The 16,069-nt window shown below is 31.3% G+C and carries 23 protein-coding genes; 14 read left to right on the forward strand and 9 right to left on the reverse strand.

Annotated features, from left to right (window positions below):
- Positions 1 to 13: 13 nt before the first annotated feature.
- The 9 genes from AD998_12550 to AD998_12590 all read left to right on the forward strand — a co-directional run bounded on the left by AD998_12550 (position 14) and on the right by AD998_12590 (position 4,700).
- Complete coding sequence (locus tag AD998_12550) at positions 14 to 379, forward strand: hypothetical protein (GenBank protein KOY86860.1); 366 nt, start codon at positions 14 to 16, stop codon at positions 377 to 379.
- 55 nt (positions 380 to 434) lie between these two features.
- A complete protein-coding gene (locus tag AD998_12555) occupies positions 435 to 1,121 on the forward strand; it encodes a hypothetical protein (protein KOY86861.1) in 687 nt (228 codons plus the stop codon).
- The gene (locus tag AD998_12560) at positions 1,118 to 1,543 is read left to right on the forward strand and encodes a hypothetical protein (GenBank protein ID KOY86862.1); all 426 of its coding nucleotides are present in this window, start codon (positions 1,118 to 1,120) and stop codon (positions 1,541 to 1,543) included. Before AD998_12555 ends, AD998_12560 begins: the two co-directional genes overlap by 4 nt.
- A 131-nt stretch (positions 1,544 to 1,674) precedes the next feature.
- Complete coding sequence (locus AD998_12565) at positions 1,675 to 2,208, forward strand: TetR family transcriptional regulator (protein ID KOY86863.1); 534 nt, start codon at positions 1,675 to 1,677, stop codon at positions 2,206 to 2,208.
- Positions 2,209 to 2,280: 72 nt separating this feature from the next.
- Complete coding sequence (locus AD998_12570) at positions 2,281 to 2,709, forward strand: hypothetical protein (protein KOY86864.1); 429 nt, start codon at positions 2,281 to 2,283, stop codon at positions 2,707 to 2,709.
- 34 nt (positions 2,710 to 2,743) lie between these two features.
- On the forward strand, positions 2,744 to 3,085 hold the full coding sequence (locus AD998_12575; GenBank protein KOY86865.1) for a hypothetical protein: 342 nt from the start codon (positions 2,744 to 2,746) through the stop codon (positions 3,083 to 3,085).
- 76 nt (positions 3,086 to 3,161) lie between these two features.
- Positions 3,162 to 3,365 (forward strand): hypothetical protein, encoded by a 204-nt coding sequence (locus AD998_12580; GenBank protein ID KOY86866.1) that lies wholly within the window; start codon positions 3,162 to 3,164, stop codon positions 3,363 to 3,365.
- A 120-nt stretch (positions 3,366 to 3,485) separates the two neighbouring features.
- On the forward strand, positions 3,486 to 3,971 hold the full coding sequence (locus tag AD998_12585) for a hypothetical protein (protein ID KOY86867.1): 486 nt from the start codon (positions 3,486 to 3,488) through the stop codon (positions 3,969 to 3,971).
- Between the two features lie 27 nt (positions 3,972 to 3,998).
- Positions 3,999 to 4,700, forward strand: coding sequence for a hypothetical protein (locus AD998_12590; GenBank protein ID KOY86868.1), 702 nt, complete (start codon positions 3,999 to 4,001; stop codon positions 4,698 to 4,700).
- Between the two features lie 101 nt (positions 4,701 to 4,801).
- On the opposite strand, the gene AD998_12595 is transcribed toward AD998_12590, so the two are convergent.
- The 4 genes from AD998_12595 to AD998_12610 all read right to left on the reverse strand — a co-directional run bounded on the left by AD998_12595 (position 4,802) and on the right by AD998_12610 (position 7,527).
- Positions 4,802 to 5,494, reverse strand: coding sequence for a hypothetical protein (locus AD998_12595; protein ID KOY86869.1), 693 nt, complete (start codon positions 5,492 to 5,494; stop codon positions 4,802 to 4,804).
- The gene (locus tag AD998_12600; protein KOY86870.1) at positions 5,478 to 5,972 is read right to left on the reverse strand and encodes a hypothetical protein; all 495 of its coding nucleotides are present in this window, start codon (positions 5,970 to 5,972) and stop codon (positions 5,478 to 5,480) included. The genes AD998_12595 and AD998_12600 overlap by 17 nt, the downstream gene beginning before the upstream one ends.
- A 75-nt stretch (positions 5,973 to 6,047) precedes the next feature.
- Positions 6,048 to 6,641, reverse strand: a complete 594-nt coding sequence (locus tag AD998_12605; protein ID KOY86871.1) for a Clp protease ClpP — start codon at positions 6,639 to 6,641, stop codon at positions 6,048 to 6,050.
- A 97-nt stretch (positions 6,642 to 6,738) separates the two neighbouring features.
- Complete coding sequence (locus tag AD998_12610; GenBank protein KOY86872.1) at positions 6,739 to 7,527, reverse strand: 16S rRNA methyltransferase; 789 nt, start codon at positions 7,525 to 7,527, stop codon at positions 6,739 to 6,741.
- Between the two features lie 155 nt (positions 7,528 to 7,682).
- Between AD998_12610 and AD998_12615 the strand changes: the two genes are divergently transcribed.
- A complete protein-coding gene (locus AD998_12615) occupies positions 7,683 to 7,970 on the forward strand; it encodes a hypothetical protein (GenBank protein ID KOY86873.1) in 288 nt (95 codons plus the stop codon).
- Between the two features lie 34 nt (positions 7,971 to 8,004).
- On the opposite strand, the gene AD998_12620 is transcribed toward AD998_12615, so the two are convergent.
- Positions 8,005 to 8,673, reverse strand: coding sequence for a TetR family transcriptional regulator (locus tag AD998_12620; protein ID KOY86874.1), 669 nt, complete (start codon positions 8,671 to 8,673; stop codon positions 8,005 to 8,007).
- Positions 8,674 to 8,796: 123 nt separating this feature from the next.
- Here AD998_12620 and AD998_12625 point away from each other — a divergent pair, with 123 nt between their 5' ends.
- Positions 8,797 to 9,222: a Fur family transcriptional regulator gene (locus AD998_12625; GenBank protein ID KOY86875.1), complete on the forward strand. Its 426-nt coding sequence runs from the start codon at positions 8,797 to 8,799 to the stop codon at positions 9,220 to 9,222.
- Here AD998_12625 and AD998_12630 read toward each other — a convergent pair.
- Together AD998_12630 and AD998_12635 are read right to left on the reverse strand one after the other, a co-directional pair.
- A complete protein-coding gene (locus AD998_12630; GenBank protein KOY86876.1) occupies positions 9,217 to 10,080 on the reverse strand; it encodes a hypothetical protein in 864 nt (287 codons plus the stop codon). The two genes, AD998_12625 and AD998_12630, sit on opposite strands and share 6 nt — an antisense overlap.
- Before the next feature lie 20 nt (positions 10,081 to 10,100).
- Positions 10,101 to 11,966, reverse strand: coding sequence for an antibiotic ABC transporter ATP-binding protein (locus tag AD998_12635; protein KOY86877.1), 1,866 nt, complete (start codon positions 11,964 to 11,966; stop codon positions 10,101 to 10,103).
- Between the two features lie 129 nt (positions 11,967 to 12,095).
- Here AD998_12635 and AD998_12640 point away from each other — a divergent pair, with 129 nt between their 5' ends.
- Together AD998_12640 and AD998_12645 are read left to right on the forward strand one after the other, a co-directional pair.
- Positions 12,096 to 13,082: a hypothetical protein gene (locus AD998_12640; GenBank protein ID KOY86878.1), complete on the forward strand. Its 987-nt coding sequence runs from the start codon at positions 12,096 to 12,098 to the stop codon at positions 13,080 to 13,082.
- A gap of 66 nt (positions 13,083 to 13,148) precedes the next feature.
- Positions 13,149 to 13,547, forward strand: a complete 399-nt coding sequence (locus AD998_12645) for a hypothetical protein (GenBank protein KOY86879.1) — start codon at positions 13,149 to 13,151, stop codon at positions 13,545 to 13,547.
- Positions 13,548 to 13,583: 36 nt separating this feature from the next.
- Here the strand turns inward: AD998_12645 and AD998_12650 are convergent, their stop codons facing one another.
- Entirely contained in the window at positions 13,584 to 14,801 is a 1,218-nt protein-coding gene (locus tag AD998_12650; GenBank protein KOY86880.1) for a hypothetical protein, read from the reverse strand.
- Between the two features lie 70 nt (positions 14,802 to 14,871).
- Here AD998_12650 and AD998_12655 point away from each other — a divergent pair, with 70 nt between their 5' ends.
- Positions 14,872 to 15,351 carry a hypothetical protein gene (locus AD998_12655; protein ID KOY86881.1) on the forward strand — a complete coding sequence of 160 codons (480 nt, stop codon included), beginning with the start codon at positions 14,872 to 14,874 and terminating at the stop codon, positions 15,349 to 15,351.
- Between the two features lie 38 nt (positions 15,352 to 15,389).
- Here AD998_12655 and AD998_12660 read toward each other — a convergent pair whose 3' ends face one another.
- The gene (locus tag AD998_12660; GenBank protein KOY86882.1) at positions 15,390 to 16,034 is read right to left on the reverse strand and encodes a hypothetical protein; all 645 of its coding nucleotides are present in this window, start codon (positions 16,032 to 16,034) and stop codon (positions 15,390 to 15,392) included.
- Positions 16,035 to 16,069 lie beyond the last annotated feature (35 nt).

Below are 16,069 nucleotides of genomic sequence, written 5' to 3' on the forward strand. Positions count from 1 at the left end.
ACACTTTTTTAAAATGAAATACACCTTCTTTTTTATAATTACCATCTTATCCCTCTCTTGTAATCAAGAAACAGATAAACCTCAAAATCAAAATACTCAGAATTTTTCTAAAAAAGAACCTGATAAAGCTGTATTTCTGATTTATGGAGAATTGGCTCCTACTGGCTATGTAGAAGAAAAAGACAGTAGCATCACACAAAAATTTGGTTTTTGTGTGCATAGAATTACAGGCTGTGAAGTAACTCCAGAATTAATTGATAGTGTGAAGGTTATCAATCAAAAAAGTAGCTCAATGATGCAGTCTAAATATGGAAAAGATTGGATACAGAAATTTGAAAAAGAGACAAATATGAAACTTGCTATTCCAAATGTGGAATAAAATGAATATTATTTCCTGCAAGATAAAATTCAATACATTTGATTTATAAAATATTATGCAATTACTCTCAGAAGACAAGCTTATTTGGTCTGCCACAGTTGCCAATTCAAGAATGAATCGAGAACGAAATGCAAGTGGCATCAATAGCTATGAGCAAGATATTCATTTCAAACCAGAAATCTATCTTCAAGATATACTCAATCAAAAAGGAAAAGTTGCTTGGCTTGATTTGTGTTGTGGTCAGGGCAAAGCATTATCGCAGGTTTATCAATTTTTTAGCAAAAAGAATCTATCCAAAAAGATTAAATTAGTTGGTGTTGATCTTGTCAAAGACTTCCAAACGAATATTGACTCAGAAAGTGAGATAGAAATTTACATAACTCCCTTACTGGAGTTTACATCCAACGAAACTTTTGATCTCATTACATGTGTTCATGGGCTTCATTACATTGGTGACAAATTAAAGGCTATAGAAAAAGCATGCTCTCTGTTATCAGAAAATTGGCTTTTTATTGCAAATCTTGATTTCAACGATATTGTTGTTGAAAATGCTTTATCAAATGATATTCTTACTTTTCTACTCAAAAAGAATAATTTTGAATATCATTCTCGTAAAAAACTTTTAATAAAGAATGGATATGCAACGATTAATTTTAATATTTCTTATTTAGGAGCTGATGATAATCATGGAAAAAACTATACTGGACAAGAATCTGTAAAATCATATTATTCATTCCAATGAAAGCATTATTTTTAACTCTATTTCTTTCTGCTCAAATCATTGCAAATGCTAAATCTTTTTCGGCAGATACCCTCAGTTTTTGGCATGTTTTCTACAATAAAATAAAAGTTAAGGAATATAATGGACACAATATGCATGAGATATTGGTATTTAAAACTACAAATATCAAAAAGGAAGACAGTATTACTGTTGCATATTTTCGGGATACTCCTTGTCATGATTGTCCAACAAAGCTAATTGTAGAGGATGAGAAACATTATATTGTTACTATTGGCTCTGACAAAGGTACTTTCACCCCTATTTCCGTTTCAGCAACAAAACTACTTATATATAAAAAAAAATATAATACTAACTATTTTGATGTATACTTTTACGAAGAGAATAGAAGAAAACTATTTCTTTTTCGAATAAAACTTGAGTAGTTTTTAGAGAATAAAAAATAACTTAACAGAAGTAACCAATACCTCTAGCATCAATTTTCGTAAAAAGATTGGTTTTTCCGAAATAACAAGAATTGTTTGTTTTATCAAAAACATTTAAGAATAAAGCATCTATGACTGAAAACAAAGAAATCTGGGTAAAAACAGGTTATGAAGTTTTTGCCTTACAAGGCGAAACAGGTCTTAAAATAGAAACACTTGCCAAAAAAGTAGGAATTAGCAAATCATCATTTTATCATCATTTTGCTGATTTGGAGGTTTTTATGGAGTTTCTTCTAAAACTTCATCTCCATCAATCTCAAATCCTTGCAGAAAAAGAACGAAAAGTAAAATGTATTGATCCTGAACTCATTCATGTTTTGGTTGAACACAAAACAGACTTACTTTTCAATAGACAATTGAGGTTTCATCAAAATAACAAGGCTTATCAAAAGGTTTTAATAGAAGCTAACAGAATGATAGGATATGAGTTTGTCCATATTTGGATGAAGGATGCACAATTAAACCTAAGTCAAAAACAGATGGAAGGTTTGTATGAACTTGCTCTTGAAAATTTTTACTTACAAATCAATTCAGAAAACATTCATTATCAATGGTTATCAGATTTTTTTAAGAATTTGAATAAGATTGCCAAAAACTTTGAATAGCCATTGTACGCAAGCGTCTAAAACAGCTCATGATGTTGATTTACCTTTGCAGTAAATTTAACTCCTAACACCATGAGTAACATACAAACTCAAAAATTTCACAAATCATATCTAAAATTTACAGCCTTTGTAATTGGCTCTTTTGGTCCAATATTTTTTTTAGGGACAATGCTTTCTACTTCAGAACCAGCCCGATGGACGCTTGACTTTCTAAGCTTACCCTTAGATGGTGTTCAAAATTATGATGCCCCTACTACTAGATTTTTGTCAGCATTAACAGGTGGATTTTTATTTGGCTGGGGAGTCTGTATTTGGTGTTTACAAAAATGGGTGTATGACCTTGCCCCAGAAGGTGTTAGAAAATCTGTTTTAGTTGGAATTTTAGCTTGGTGTTGTCTAGATAGTGCAGGTTCTTTTGCCTCAGGCAATGTATCCAATATCTTTTTCAACATTATTGTATTGCTGATTGCTGTAGGTCCTCTTTGGAAATCTGCTAAATAAATTAACTAACATATTCTTTAAAATAATTCTAATCATGAAAAAATTATATTTTCTCAAAGGACTATTGATTATTCAGGCAATTGGTGTACTTATTTATACTTTTTTTGCTTTTAGCAATGAAGGAGTAAACTTATTTGGTGTTTTCCTGACAAATATCACTTCTATTAACTGGAATGGACAATTCAATTTTGATTTTAGTTGTTACTTAACTCTTTCAGGTATTTGGATTATGTGGAGAAATCAATTTACAAGTTCCTCTATCTTACTGGCAATTATAGCAGCTATTATTGGTATTATCGTTTTTGCACCTTATTTGGTGTATCTTATCATCAAAGAAAACGGAGATTTGAAAACTGTATTGGTTGGTAACAGATAAATAAGTTCCTAAAAATTATACAATAAAACTCTGTTTTTCGTTTGATTATTAATAATCTTTATAAAACCAAAATTATATGAAAAACATGCAAAAAAACAGTTTGATACTTTTTATTTTGGGTATCGTGGCATTTAGTTTGAGTTTTATCATTCATCATTATAGTCCATTATCCGATTTTAGCAACGGACTCTTCAAAGGTACATCCATTGGTTTGATTATTTTGAGCATAATTGTATCTCAAAAAAACAGAAAAAGACTTGCTACCATAAGAACTAAGTAAAAAAATATTTGTTATATTCGTACATCCTAATTTTTCTAAGAGTTGAAAAATTAGGATTTTTTGTTTTAATTTTGTTTGAATGAATTAAAAAGAAAAATCTAGTTTAATATCTTTAGCTTTATGTCTAACTCTTCAAAAAAAATACTTTCTCTTTCAGATTTACAAAATCAGGTAAAAACATGGCAGTCTCAAAATGAGAAAGTTGTATTCTCTAATGGCTGTTTTGATATTGTACATTTAGGACATATTGATTATCTTGAAAAAGCTAGAAATCTTGGTAGCAGATTGGTTGTAGGTTTAAATACAGATACTTCTGTAAAAAGATTGAAAGGTGAAAAAAGACCCATTGTCCCTGAATATGCAAGGGCTAGAATGCTAGCGGCTATGGAGTTTGTAGATGCTGTCTGTTATTTTGAAGAAGATACGCCAAAAAGTCTGATTGAAGCAATTTGTCCTGACATTTTGGTAAAAGGAGACGATTATAAAGTCGAAAATATCGTTGGTGCAGATTTTGTATTAGCTCATGGTGGAGAGGTAAAAACAATCTCATTAGTTGATGGGTTTTCTACCTCAAAAATTATTGACAAAATCAAAAATTTTTATTAATCTTGTAACCCAAACTTTTAGAGCGATATGTACTGGATTATTTTAGGTGTAACTTTTTTGGTAAGTTGGCTTGTGAGTAGCCGACTCAAGAGTAAATTTCGTCATTATTCACAGATTCATTTAAAAGCCAATATCACTGGCAAAGAAACTGCTGAAAAAATGTTGAGAGATTATGGTATTCAAGATGTGCATGTAACTTGCGTACCTGGTGAGCTTACAGACCATTACAACCCCATGAATAAAACTGTAAACCTGAGTGAACCAGTTTATTATGGAAATTCGGCTGCATCTATGGCAGTAGCCGCCCACGAATGTGGACACGCTGTGCAACATGCCACAGCCTACAGCATGCTAAAATTCCGTTCGGTAATGGTACCTGTACAAAATGTAAGTGCTACCGTACTCAATGCTGTGATGATGCTTTCCTTTATTGGTGGGGCTGCACTTAGACAATCCCAAGCATTTCCTACAGAATTGGTGTTGTTAATTATTATTGCAGCTTATAGTGTCATTACATTGTTTAGCATTATAACGCTTCCCGTAGAGTTTGATGCAAGTAAGAGAGCATTGAATTGGATACAAAATCAAGGAGTGGTAAGTGGACAAGAACATGCAATGGCTAAAGACGCTTTATTCTGGGCTGCCATGACATACGTAGTAGCCGCTTTGGGTTCTATAGCCATGCTTGCCTACTATGTACTTCAACTTTTAGGTATTAGAAGAGACTAAAAATATTTAAGACTTTTGTGTGAATATATACACAAATGACGATTAACTAATGCCATTATGGGCATTTTCATAAAAGTCTAAAGATTTTTTCTTTAGACTTTTTACTTTTTCTTAAAATCTATCAAATACCAAACACAATACTGAAAGCCCCAATTATTACGCCCCAGCCTACCAACAGAAGGGATAGAGTAAGAACTAAAAGCTTGATCTCCCCTTACTTGTGATTTAAACTGATAACGAGCTGTATATCCCGTAAGCCATCTCTTCCAGATACGAGCTTTGAGCTCCATATTAAGTTCTATCCATGTTGCACCCAGCCTATTAGAAAGATCGACAGGTAATGTTCCAAAGGTAGCACTTTGTACCTCTGCTTTGATACTTTCATTGTACCAAGCATTTCCAAGCCTCAAACCCAAAGCAAATACATCTTCTTGGCTTTGTTTTCCTAAAAAATTATACATCCAACCAAATCTTATAATAGAAGCTTGCGATTTGTAAATTGCTTTTTGAGAGGTCTGGTTACTTGCCAGTGTGTACTCTAAAGCCCACAAATGCTTGTTATTGAATGATATATCAGACGTAATATGTACTGCATTTTTATCTGCAAAAGCAAATTGCCCCAATCCTATTAAATCAATACCAATACGTATACCTGTAGGTTTGGAAAAGCCTTTTTGTATGGTATCTTTTTCTTTCTTTTTGGGCAGGCTGTCTAACTTTTGAGCTTGCACATTCAAATACAAAAAACTGAATATCAGAATATTCAATAAAAATATTTTATTTAAAATATACATCAACAGTAGTCGTTTGATTGGTAGTTTTGAGAGTTGGAGAGATCAATGAGGTTTTTACCTGCAAATTAGCATAGTCAGTTCTTACGCCACATTCTGGTGAAGAAAGAGCTATTTTTCGAGTGTAACTAAATGCAAACGTGTCTTTTTGATTTGTGGGATTCTTGTTATAACTAAAAGCATAAGTGATAGAATCTTTGAGTGGATTATACTTTAGTTTAGTGGTTGTAATGGAGTCCGTAGTTTTAGAAGCTTCATAAACAATTGTATTGTTTTCCTTGATTCTAATATCTTTCACATATACAAATGTATCTTTTACTACAATAGAATCTCCTCCACTCCGATTTTTCAGTATTTGTCTTGTTTTAAAATTTACTGTTAATGGTGTTTCAACGGCATCAGCACAGATTTGTTCTAATTTTACACAGGTACTGAGAAAGGCGATTATCAATAATCCACAAAAAAATAATTTGGTTTTCATATCTCATTGGTATAAAAAAACAAAACTACAAGTATTTTGTAGTTTTGCAATATTTGAAATGATGTAAAATAATTTCTAGATTTTATCAACAATGCCATCTACAATGCCATAATTTACGGATTCTTGTGCATCCATCCAATAATCTCTGTCAAAATCTTGCATGAGTTGCTCAAAAGTTTTTCCGCAATTTTCGGCTAAAATTCTCGCTCCCAATTCTTTTGTTTTCAGAATTTCTTTGGCGGTAATGGCAAGGTCGCTGGCTTGCCCTTGTATATAGCCTCCAATGGCTGGCTGATGAATCATCACTCTTCCACTTGGGTAGATAAGGCGTTTTCCTTTTGTGCCACCTGAAAGCAAGATAGACCCCATAGAAGCGGCAAGTCCAATACAAACAGTTTTAACAGGCGAAGAAATCATTTTCATGGTATCATAGATAATCATACCAGAAGTTACAACTCCTCCAGGGCTATTGATATAAAATGTAATTTCTTCACCAGGTTTTTGGGCTTCCAAATATAAGAGTCTATCTACAATATATTTTGCAGTTCCATCATGTACTGCACCCCACAAAAATACTTTACGTTGTTCTAAAAATTTATTGTCAAACTTATTACCACTACTGAGGTCTTCAAATAGTTCTCGGAGGGTTTTATCGTCAGATGTAAACATAATAAATGAGTTATGGTTTATAAATGTTCTTTGATTATTGCTAATACTTGATTGTTTAAACGCAACATACACAAAACATTCCAAAACGGAAAAAAATTCAAGATTTATTCAATTCTTGAGCCTGAATTTTTTGAGTAAGCAAAATAAAGGATTCAACTGAAAGCTGTTCTGCTCTTTTATCTAGTATTGATTCAGACTTAAATTCTTCAGTTTTAATAAATTCTTTCAGAGCATTTCTAAGCATTTTACGTCTTTGGTTGAAGCCAGCTTTGACCACTCTAAAAAATAATTTTTCATCACAATCCAATTTTTCTACAGAATTACGTTTTAATGTAATAACTCCAGACTTTACTTTGGGTGGTGGCAAAAAAACATGCTCATCTACTGTAAAATGGTAAGCAATATCGTAATAAGCTTGTAATAAAACACTTAGTATGCCATAATCCTTGTTACCTTCTTTAGAAGCTATTCGAACAGCTACCTCTTTTTGTAACATACAGACCACTTGGCTTACTTGGTTTTTATGTTGTAAGATTTTAAAGAAAATTTGAGAAGAAATATTGTAAGGGAAATTTCCAATGATGGCTAAATTATTTTTAAATTTTTTTCCTAAGTCATATTCTAAAAAGTCTCCTTCTATAATTCTTTGATTATCAGATAGTATTGGAAAATTCTTTTTTAAATATTCAACAGATTCTGTATCAATCTCAATTACATAACTATTTGTATATGAATCTAGTACAAATTTCGTCAGTACTCCAGTACCTGGTCCTATTTCGAGGACATCAGTATTAGAAGAGTCTATCTCAAGTAGTTTGGCTATGTTTTCTGCGATATTTAGGTCTTTTAAGAAATGCTGACCTAAGCTTTTTTTAGGTTTTACCATGTAAAGGATATGTAAAAAACGACAAATGAATAAAATTTTGTTGTGAAAAAAAAGTTTTTTTTTGTAATTTCGTAAAATTTTTATTAAAACCTTACAAGTAGTAAAAATCAAACATCACTAAATAAATCATAGTTAAAATTAAAGAAATTAAAATCATGGCAAAAAAAAACACTGATAAAAATAAGAAGTTGGTCGCTTTTTTCAAAGCGATAGCTCATCCAACTCGCATGAGCATTGTTCAACTACTGATGGAGCAAGAGCAACTTACAGTCAATACCATCTGTGAAAAGCTCGATTTAGAACAATCTCTTACATCTCACCATTTAGCAGGTATGAGAAAGAGTGGTTTGCTTACGAGCAAAAGAAATGGAAAGAATATTTATTATATGCTTGGTAGCCCAAAAATTAAAGATATTTTAGGTAGTATCAAAGAATTGTTATAGAAAATAAAGGCTATTTACTCAATAGCCTTTATTTTTATTTTTCAAATACCAAGAATTCTAAATACTTTATAAGAGGATTATAATCTTCTTTCTCAATTCTTATTTCTGTAAGAGAAGGAAGATGTTTGGCAAAGTGAACTTGAAGATGTGATGCTTCTAATATAGTACTGCTCAATGCAAAAGGATAAGGATGATTAGGGTGTAATTCCTTTATCATCTCTGCTATTTTTTTGCATAAAGATTTATAGCTTTTAAAAAAGCCTTCTTTATTTTCAGCATCTACTCCTTTGGTGTGATATGCTTTCGGAGATTCCATGACCACTATTCTGTGCAAAGCTTTTTTGTCTACACTACCTAGTGAACTTTCTACAAAAGATACTTCGCTAATAGTTTTGATAGCAATATTTATTTTCTTTCTTATATCTATGATATTATTGCTTTGATAATCAATCTGAAATTCAAGCCAATTCCAATACCAATTTACAAGATATACTAAAAAATTATGCTTATTCTCAAAATATCGATATATTGAGGCTTCCGTTGAATCTATTTTATCTGCTAACTTTTTAAATGTAAATGCTTCAAAACCCATTTCATCAATCAGTAAAATTCCAAAATTAATAATTTTACGCCCGAGAGCAGTTTGTTCAGGATCTCTCACATAGATTTTTTCGTTGATTGTCATTCGGATGGTAGCTGTCATGGCTTAAATGTTTTATTAAAGTATTTTTGTTGTAATTAAAGCTTGTAAAGCTATTAAAACTTTTCTAATCTCAAAATTGTTTTGAAAAAAACTAATTCTATAGAATCAAATTCATTCCTTGTTATGAAACCCGAAATAGAACATATCTTAAAAGACCATAAATTACGTAATACAGATTGTAGATATGATGTGTTAGATATTTTTCTTACACAAAAGTTTGCTCTTTCTCATGCTGATTTGGAGCATTCTTTAGCAAATAAATTTGATAGAGTTACTGTGTACAGAACGCTCAAAACCTTTTTGGAAAAAGGTATTATTCATAAAGTATTGAATGATGAGGGTACTCCTAAATATGCTATCTGTTCTTCACACTGTGAAGTTCATCAACACCACCATAATCATGTACACTTTAAGTGTGATACTTGTGGACATACTCAATGTCTTGATGACATAGCCATTCCAACTATTTCGTTACCCAATGGTTTTAAAGCCAAAGAGTTCAATTTATTGATTCAAGGTTTGTGCCAGACCTGCCAAGTAGCATTATAAACTTTTGATTAAGTGATTATATAAATGAGGATTTTTCTGTATTTGTATAGGAAAATTCTCATCAAGTGGTATGGTATGATAACGATTCCCTATATCATACAAATCTTTTCCTTCTGCAATAGTTTTTTCTATTCGTTCTATATCTACAAAGTGTTCATTATTAAACTCTTTGTGTGAATATGCTTTTAGTTTTTCAAGAACTTTTTCAATACCTCCAAGAAAACTAAAATGCCATCCTCCATTTTCAATAACATGAATTCCCTCCCCTTCTTTGTCTCTTAGTAATCTTGTTTTTTGGATAGTTTTGACTTTATTTTTTAAATACTGATAATCAATCATTACACTACCTCTCCAAAAGCCTTTTCCATTTTTTGTTCCTTGTGCTACTACTTTTTTAGAAGCATTTTCATCTATTTGATAATGAGCACATTGATAATTCAGATAATAACAGTAATATTCTTGTTCAAAAATTTTGATTCCATTAAGTTTTGAAGCTTCTTCCAATTTACTAAATCGAGGTATTTCATCAATATCTGATACAATAATTTGGTCTGTTGACTTACAATTTTTCAAAGCCTCAAGCATATATTCTCTTTGTCTGTTTTCATAATCCCATGTTTTGACTGGTCTTAGTTTTGTCCAGAATGTAGGGTATTTATCTACAACAATATGAATGATTTTATCCAAAAAAGGCTCAAATCGCTTTTTATTTTCTTGAAAATAAAGAGGTTTAGGTTGTTTCTGAAAAGTTCGGGTAGCCTCTACCAATACAAATTTGTCTACAATTTTATGGAGTTCGTTTAGTCTTATTTCTAATAAATCCAGTTCATTGAAGAATGTAAAACAATCAAATATCATGATGAGATATACTTAAATATTTAGATGAGTTTAGTTTCTGAATGATGTTTATCCTCAGTTTTAATAATTTCAGAACTTCTATACAATTTACTATAAATACTGTTGGGTAGGCTTAGAAGTTCTTGGTGTGTTCCTCTTTCTACAATATTTCCCTGATTAACCACAAGTATTTCATCAGCATTTTGTATGGTTGTAAGTCTGTGGGCTATCACCAAAGAGGTTCTATTTTTTAACAACTGATTTAAAGACTCTTGTACCAATTTTTCAGATTCATTGTCTAAAGCAGAAGTTGCTTCATCCAAAATCAAAATTTCAGGGTTTTTGAGTACAGCTCTTGCAATACTAACACGTTGTCTTTGTCCTCCCGAAAGTTGGGAACCTCTTTCACCAATAACAGTATTGTACTGTTCAGGCAATTGCATGATAAAATTGTGTGCATTGGCTATTTTGGCAGCTTGTACAACCTCCTCCATCGAAGCCTCTGTTCCAAAAGTGATATTATTGAAAATTGTATCATTGAATAGGATTGCCTCTTGTGTTACAATACCCATTTTGCTTCTCAGAGAATGGATGGTTATGTCTCTAACATCCTGACTATCAATTTCAATAGAACCTTGTTTTACATCATAAAACCTACAAAGTAAATCGGCAATGGTAGATTTTCCACCTCCCGAAGAGCCTACCAAAGCTACTGTTTTACCTTTTGGAATGGAAAAACTTATTTCTTTCAATACTTCTATTTCGTTTTTGTAGGCAAATTTTACATTTTTAAATTCTATTGCATTTTTAAATTCTATCAATTCTTTGGCATTGGGTTTATCTTGTATTTCAGGTTTTGCATCTACAAGTTCAAATATTCTTTCTGCTGAGGCAAGTCCTCTCTGAATTTGGCTGAACATTCCCGTAATTTCTTTAATGGGTTGTGTTACTTGCGAAAGTATTCCCAAAAAGCCGAAGAATTTGGCTGCTGAAAGAGCCGATTCTCCACTCAAAATCAAACTTCCGCCATAAAAAACAACTCCCACAACCAAACTCACACCCATAAACTCAGAAAAAGGTGAAGAAAGTTCTCTTTTATAACCAATACTTTTGAGTAAATTGGTGTAACGATTATTTTCTTTTCTAAACTTCTGAAGTACAAAGTTTTCAGCGTTAAAAGCCTTTACAATTCTAATACCTCCAAAAGTTTCATCCATAATACTTAACACTGTCCCTATAGATTCTTGCACTTGTTTTGACTGTTTTTTCAGCCTATTGACCATTAAAGCAACAAACCCTCCTGCAATAGGAATATAAATCAATACAAAAAGTGTAAGTTCTGTTGAAATAGAAAAAAGAGCTATAAAATATAATATCAGTAAAACAGGTTCTCTTAAAATTGCTTTGAATGAACTTGTGATAGAAAATTCTACTTCAGCAATGTCAGTAGTCATTCGAGATAGTATTCCTCCTTTACGTTGTTCAGAAAAGTAGCCTAAATGTAAATTAAGAGTATTTTCAAATACTTGTTGACGAATTCTATTAACCAAATGAGCCTTTAAACTTTCTAAAACCCTGATGGTAAGATATTTAAAGATATTAGCCAAAAATACTGAACTCACTACAAATACACAAACAAACAATAATAAGTAATGTGAACCTTTTTCGTAGTAAATTTTAGATTGATAATATTGAAAATATGCAGTAAAGCTTTCTATTCCAAAAGTAAATGCTGGCTCACTAGGAATAAGTTTGGGTGGATTTTTAAATAAAATTTCCAATATTGGAATAATCATTGTAAAATTTACCAATCCAAATACAGATGCCAACAATGAAAATATTAAAAAGGGGACTGCAAAACTACGAAAAGGTTTTGCATAAGAAAGTAAACGAAAATAGGTTTTCACTGAACTTTTTGAGGTGTTTTAACTATAAAAGCTCAAATTTAGAAGTTTTTATTGGATATTTCAAAATTTACCAAAAACTTGAAAAAATCTAAAAAAAATAATAGATTGGCTTTGTAAAACTATGCAAACATGATTCAGCAGAATTTCTCTTTTTGGATTCCATCATGGCTTGCCAATTCGCATATTTATGCAGTGGCAATTATTAACTTGGAAGGATTTTATGTTTATACAAATGATATTTTTCAAAAAAATTTTGTACTTGGAAGAAATGTAATAGGTTTTCCATCTGTGAAAACCATTCACCCAACAGATGCCAAAAAATGTATGGAAGCAGTGCAATATTGCTTTCAAAACCCTGATAAAACCATAGATTTAGAGCTTCAAAAACCACAACCAGATGGTCTGAGTTTTTATTTAACACATTGGGAATTTTCAGCACTCAAAAATGTTGATGATGTCGTTATAGGTATTATGTGTGTAGGTTACGATATTACTCGCATCAGACAAAGCCAACAAGAACTCAAAAGTTCAGAAAGTAAATTAAGAGCTATTTTGGATAGTACAAATGATAGTAATTTACTCATCAATCCTGATTATAAAGTACTATCTTTCAATAAAGTAGCAAAAGAAAGTATCAAATTATTCTTCAATAAAGACATCCAAGAAGGTGATGATTGTTGGGAATATGTTGTTAAAGGTATGGAAAAGCATTTCAAGCATTATTTTGATTTGGCTCTTCAAGGAGAAATTACTATCAAAGAAACTGAAATTCCGATTTCAGAAAACCAATCTGTTTGGTTTTTAATATCCTTCTATCCTGTCTATAATCAGGAAAATGAGCTTATTGGAGTATCTTACAATGCTACCAATATCAATATGATTAAAGAAAATACTATCCTTCTACAAAAACAAAATCAATTATTGATGGAAATTGCTCGAATTCAGTCACATGAAGTACGTGGACCTGTTGCCAATATTTTAGGCTTGATTAGCATTTTTAACAAAGAAAATTTGAGTTCAGAAAATTTAAAACTGCTCGAATACCTGAAAAAATCAACTCGTGATTTGGATATTATAATTCATAAAATTGTGGACAAAACAAAAAATGTAGAATAAATATTTTTTTAAATGAATAAAAACAACATATATTTACGTAATTCAACATTAAACGCCTAAATTTTTATGCTTAAAGAATTTAAAGAATTTGCCATGAAAGGCAACCTCATTGACCTTGCAATTGGTTTTGTTATGGGTGCAGCCTTTACAAAAGTAACCAATGCATTCATCAATGGAATGGTGATGCCAGTAGTAGGTTTGATTCAAGGAAAAAATCTATCAGATTGGAAAGTTGTTCTCAAAGAAGCTGTAATGGAAAATGGTAAAGAAAAAACTGCTGAAGTAGCCATTAAATATGGTGATTTCATTAGTATGACTATTGAGTTTTTAATTGTAGCTTTTGTAATGTTTTTAGTTGTAAAAGCTGTAAACAAAATGAAGAAAAAACAAGAAGAAGTTCCTGTTGCTCCTCCAGCTCAAGAGGTATTACTCACAGAAATCAGAGATTTACTTAAAAAACAATAAAAAATGGTATGCCTCTGGAAATTTCCAGAGGCTTTTTTATTCATCTACTCTCCAATGAAATGACTTTTGTAAAGCAGGCATTTTACTTAAATCAAGCTTTTTAGCTTCTATCAAAAATGTATCTTTTTCTATAATTCCTGACACTTTAATATTTTTATCCTCCACAATTTGATATTGAAATATCATTTCTTTTTTATCTATTTCACGAGTTAGTTTGAAGGTTTTTCTTGAAGAGTCCACCTCCAATTTATAATCTTGCATATTTTCGCTATCAAATTGTACAATAAAATAGCCTCTTCGATGTACAAAAAAATGCTTCCACGTTTCAGTATGATTAACTGCAAGCGTATCTTTATTTTTTACAAAAGTGTGTACCTGATAAGCCCCATGCAAATAAGGTCTTGGAGCTTTATCATCATTAAAATTACCCATTTCAATATATTGCCAAAATGTTTCTACTACAAAAAACAAAATGATAATGATTTTAAATATTTTATTCCATTTATCTACTATAAAAGGTTTCCAACTAAATTCTATTGCTCCAAGCGTTACCATTTTTCCTTGAAAAAACGCTCTCAATACTTTTAAATAAGGAGCTATCAGATAAGCAGTTATGAGTAACAAAAAACTCGAATAGAGTTTTACTGAAATATCAAAACTTAGGTTTATCATCCATACATTTGCAAGCACCAAAAATAAAAGAATTGCCCCTAAAAGTTGCGTTCTACGAAACAATAGCAAGATAGCAGGCACTATTTCCATGAGTCCTGCAAAAATGGTGTAAGGTCTGGAAAGCCCCATTGTACTCCAATAGAGTAAGTCAGGGCTTATATCTCCCAGTCTTGTAAACAAAGTATTGGGTTCAGGTAAATAGAATTGCCATTTAAAAACTTTATTAAAGCCATAAATAAACATCTGAAGAGCTAAATAATATCTACAAAACAAATATATGAAATCTACAAATATTTTGCTTTTAGAGTGTTCCCTCCATCTATAATACCACAAAAAGCCTAAAATAAAAGAACATAAGAATAAAATAAGAGTATGAATATACAACCCTGTTGAATCAGAGCTTAGAAATACGGTATATGGTTTTTGAATGAAAAAAATATTGTCTCCTATCCATTTGATAATTGACTCAAAAAAAGGGCTTACAAAACCTCCAACATCAGGCAAGATTTTATAAGGAAATGGAAAGGTGAATACAAATAATAAAATAAAGATACCTATAATTTTTTGAAAAGCTTTCTGCATAAAAACTGTACGATTTTTGCACAATTAAAAATACATTTTTATCTTTAGAAATACTAAAATCTATCATACTATGAAAAATCTATTTTTTGCACTATGTGTATTCTTATTAAATTATCAAGCTCATAGTCAAACACTTAAAATTGCTCACAAAAGCCATAGTGGCAATATGAAACATTTTGTGGTTTCTAAAACTACTCATACTTTGGGATTGCCCAGCAATTATGCTGAAAAAAAGGAAGCCGAAAGAAAAAAGAAAGATAGTATCAAACGTGCTGAGGAGAAACAGAAACAAGATAGTATCAAGAAGGCTAAAAAGAATTCTTCCAAAAAACAAAAGAAAAGTTTACAAGAAGACTCTAAAACTGAAAAAAACTCTTCAAACTATCAGGAATTACCAAAAACAAATATCCATAAAGCAAGTTTGGCGTACCCTGTTGCACATCAAAATACAAATGAAGGAAGTTCTAAAAATTGGATTGTTATGTTTATGAGTATTTTGCCTACATTTTTAGTTTTGTATTTTATGCTCCAAAAGATTAGATGGATATAAACAAAAAAGAGCTTTTAAAGCTCTTTTTTGTTTGAATATTAGTTTTCGTAAGGGAAATTACGAGCAATTTGTCTCATCATTCGCTCTACAAGGTCATCAGTTGAGCTTCCTACACCACCACTGACTGTACGCTCGTAACGCCATAACAACTCTGCATCAGCACCATTGTGAATGGTCATCACTGTTTTTGCTTCATTGGATGGTGCAAACCAAACACCTGCAAGTACAGCCAAAGCTACTGCTCCACCTTCAGAAATAGGTCTATCTGTAACTACAGAACCACCAATTACAGCATCCACTTCCAAAGCCTTTGCTATTTCATCCATGGTTTTAGTAGCCATATTTTCTTGTGTAATACCAGCCTTAGCAAGCAATGCGTTTGTTTTCGCTACATCCTGAAAAGTTACTGTATATTTTTTACTTTTACGTAATAAGAAAGTATAAACACTATTTTGAATATTGGTAGCCTCTAATTTCTCTTGTCTTGCAATGTCTTCTACTGTTGTATTTTTAGGCAATTTTTTCATTTTAATTGTTACCTGAAAAGGTAAAATAGCCACTGTTTTATGAATAGGAATAACACCTTTCATTTTAGGGCTTTCAAAAATTTTCTTTTGAGCAAATGCTGTTGTGGTGCTTAAGAAACACAAGAAAACCAACACTTTTAGTGTAATTTTTACCATAAATAATTGTGTTTAAATTTTAAAATGATTGTAAT

The organism is bacterium 336/3, from assembly GCA_001281695.1.
Lineage (GTDB): Bacteria > Bacteroidota > Bacteroidia > Cytophagales > Thermonemataceae > Raineya.

What these genes read in the sequence shown, in the direction of transcription:
- AD998_12550 (KOY86860.1), top strand. Translation starts at nt 14, where the DNA reads ATGAAATACACCTTCTTTTTTATAATTACCATCTTATCCCTCTCTTGT.
- AD998_12555 (KOY86861.1), top strand. Translation starts at nt 435, where the DNA reads ATGCAATTACTCTCAGAAGACAAGCTTATTTGGTCTGCCACAGTTGCC.
- AD998_12560 (KOY86862.1), top strand. Translation starts at nt 1,118, where the DNA reads ATGAAAGCATTATTTTTAACTCTATTTCTTTCTGCTCAAATCATTGCA.
- AD998_12565 (KOY86863.1), top strand. Translation starts at nt 1,675, where the DNA reads ATGACTGAAAACAAAGAAATCTGGGTAAAAACAGGTTATGAAGTTTTT.
- AD998_12570 (KOY86864.1), top strand. Translation starts at nt 2,281, where the DNA reads ATGAGTAACATACAAACTCAAAAATTTCACAAATCATATCTAAAATTT.
- AD998_12575 (KOY86865.1), top strand. Translation starts at nt 2,744, where the DNA reads ATGAAAAAATTATATTTTCTCAAAGGACTATTGATTATTCAGGCAATT.
- AD998_12580 (KOY86866.1), top strand. Translation starts at nt 3,162, where the DNA reads ATGAAAAACATGCAAAAAAACAGTTTGATACTTTTTATTTTGGGTATC.
- AD998_12585 (KOY86867.1), top strand. Translation starts at nt 3,486, where the DNA reads ATGTCTAACTCTTCAAAAAAAATACTTTCTCTTTCAGATTTACAAAAT.
- AD998_12590 (KOY86868.1), top strand. Translation starts at nt 3,999, where the DNA reads ATGTACTGGATTATTTTAGGTGTAACTTTTTTGGTAAGTTGGCTTGTG.
- AD998_12595 (KOY86869.1), bottom strand. Translation starts at nt 5,494, where the DNA reads ATGTATATTTTAAATAAAATATTTTTATTGAATATTCTGATATTCAGT.
- AD998_12600 (KOY86870.1), bottom strand. Translation starts at nt 5,972, where the DNA reads ATGAAAACCAAATTATTTTTTTGTGGATTATTGATAATCGCCTTTCTC.
- AD998_12605 (KOY86871.1), bottom strand. Translation starts at nt 6,641, where the DNA reads ATGTTTACATCTGACGATAAAACCCTCCGAGAACTATTTGAAGACCTC.
- AD998_12610 (KOY86872.1), bottom strand. Translation starts at nt 7,527, where the DNA reads ATGGTAAAACCTAAAAAAAGCTTAGGTCAGCATTTCTTAAAAGACCTA.
- AD998_12615 (KOY86873.1), top strand. Translation starts at nt 7,683, where the DNA reads ATGGCAAAAAAAAACACTGATAAAAATAAGAAGTTGGTCGCTTTTTTC.
- AD998_12620 (KOY86874.1), bottom strand. Translation starts at nt 8,673, where the DNA reads ATGACAGCTACCATCCGAATGACAATCAACGAAAAAATCTATGTGAGA.
- AD998_12625 (KOY86875.1), top strand. Translation starts at nt 8,797, where the DNA reads ATGAAACCCGAAATAGAACATATCTTAAAAGACCATAAATTACGTAAT.
- AD998_12630 (KOY86876.1), bottom strand. Translation starts at nt 10,080, where the DNA reads ATGATATTTGATTGTTTTACATTCTTCAATGAACTGGATTTATTAGAA.
- AD998_12640 (KOY86878.1), top strand. Translation starts at nt 12,096, where the DNA reads ATGATTCAGCAGAATTTCTCTTTTTGGATTCCATCATGGCTTGCCAAT.
- AD998_12645 (KOY86879.1), top strand. Translation starts at nt 13,149, where the DNA reads ATGCTTAAAGAATTTAAAGAATTTGCCATGAAAGGCAACCTCATTGAC.
- AD998_12650 (KOY86880.1), bottom strand. Translation starts at nt 14,801, where the DNA reads ATGCAGAAAGCTTTTCAAAAAATTATAGGTATCTTTATTTTATTATTT.
- AD998_12655 (KOY86881.1), top strand. Translation starts at nt 14,872, where the DNA reads ATGAAAAATCTATTTTTTGCACTATGTGTATTCTTATTAAATTATCAA.
- AD998_12660 (KOY86882.1), bottom strand. Translation starts at nt 16,034, where the DNA reads ATGGTAAAAATTACACTAAAAGTGTTGGTTTTCTTGTGTTTCTTAAGC.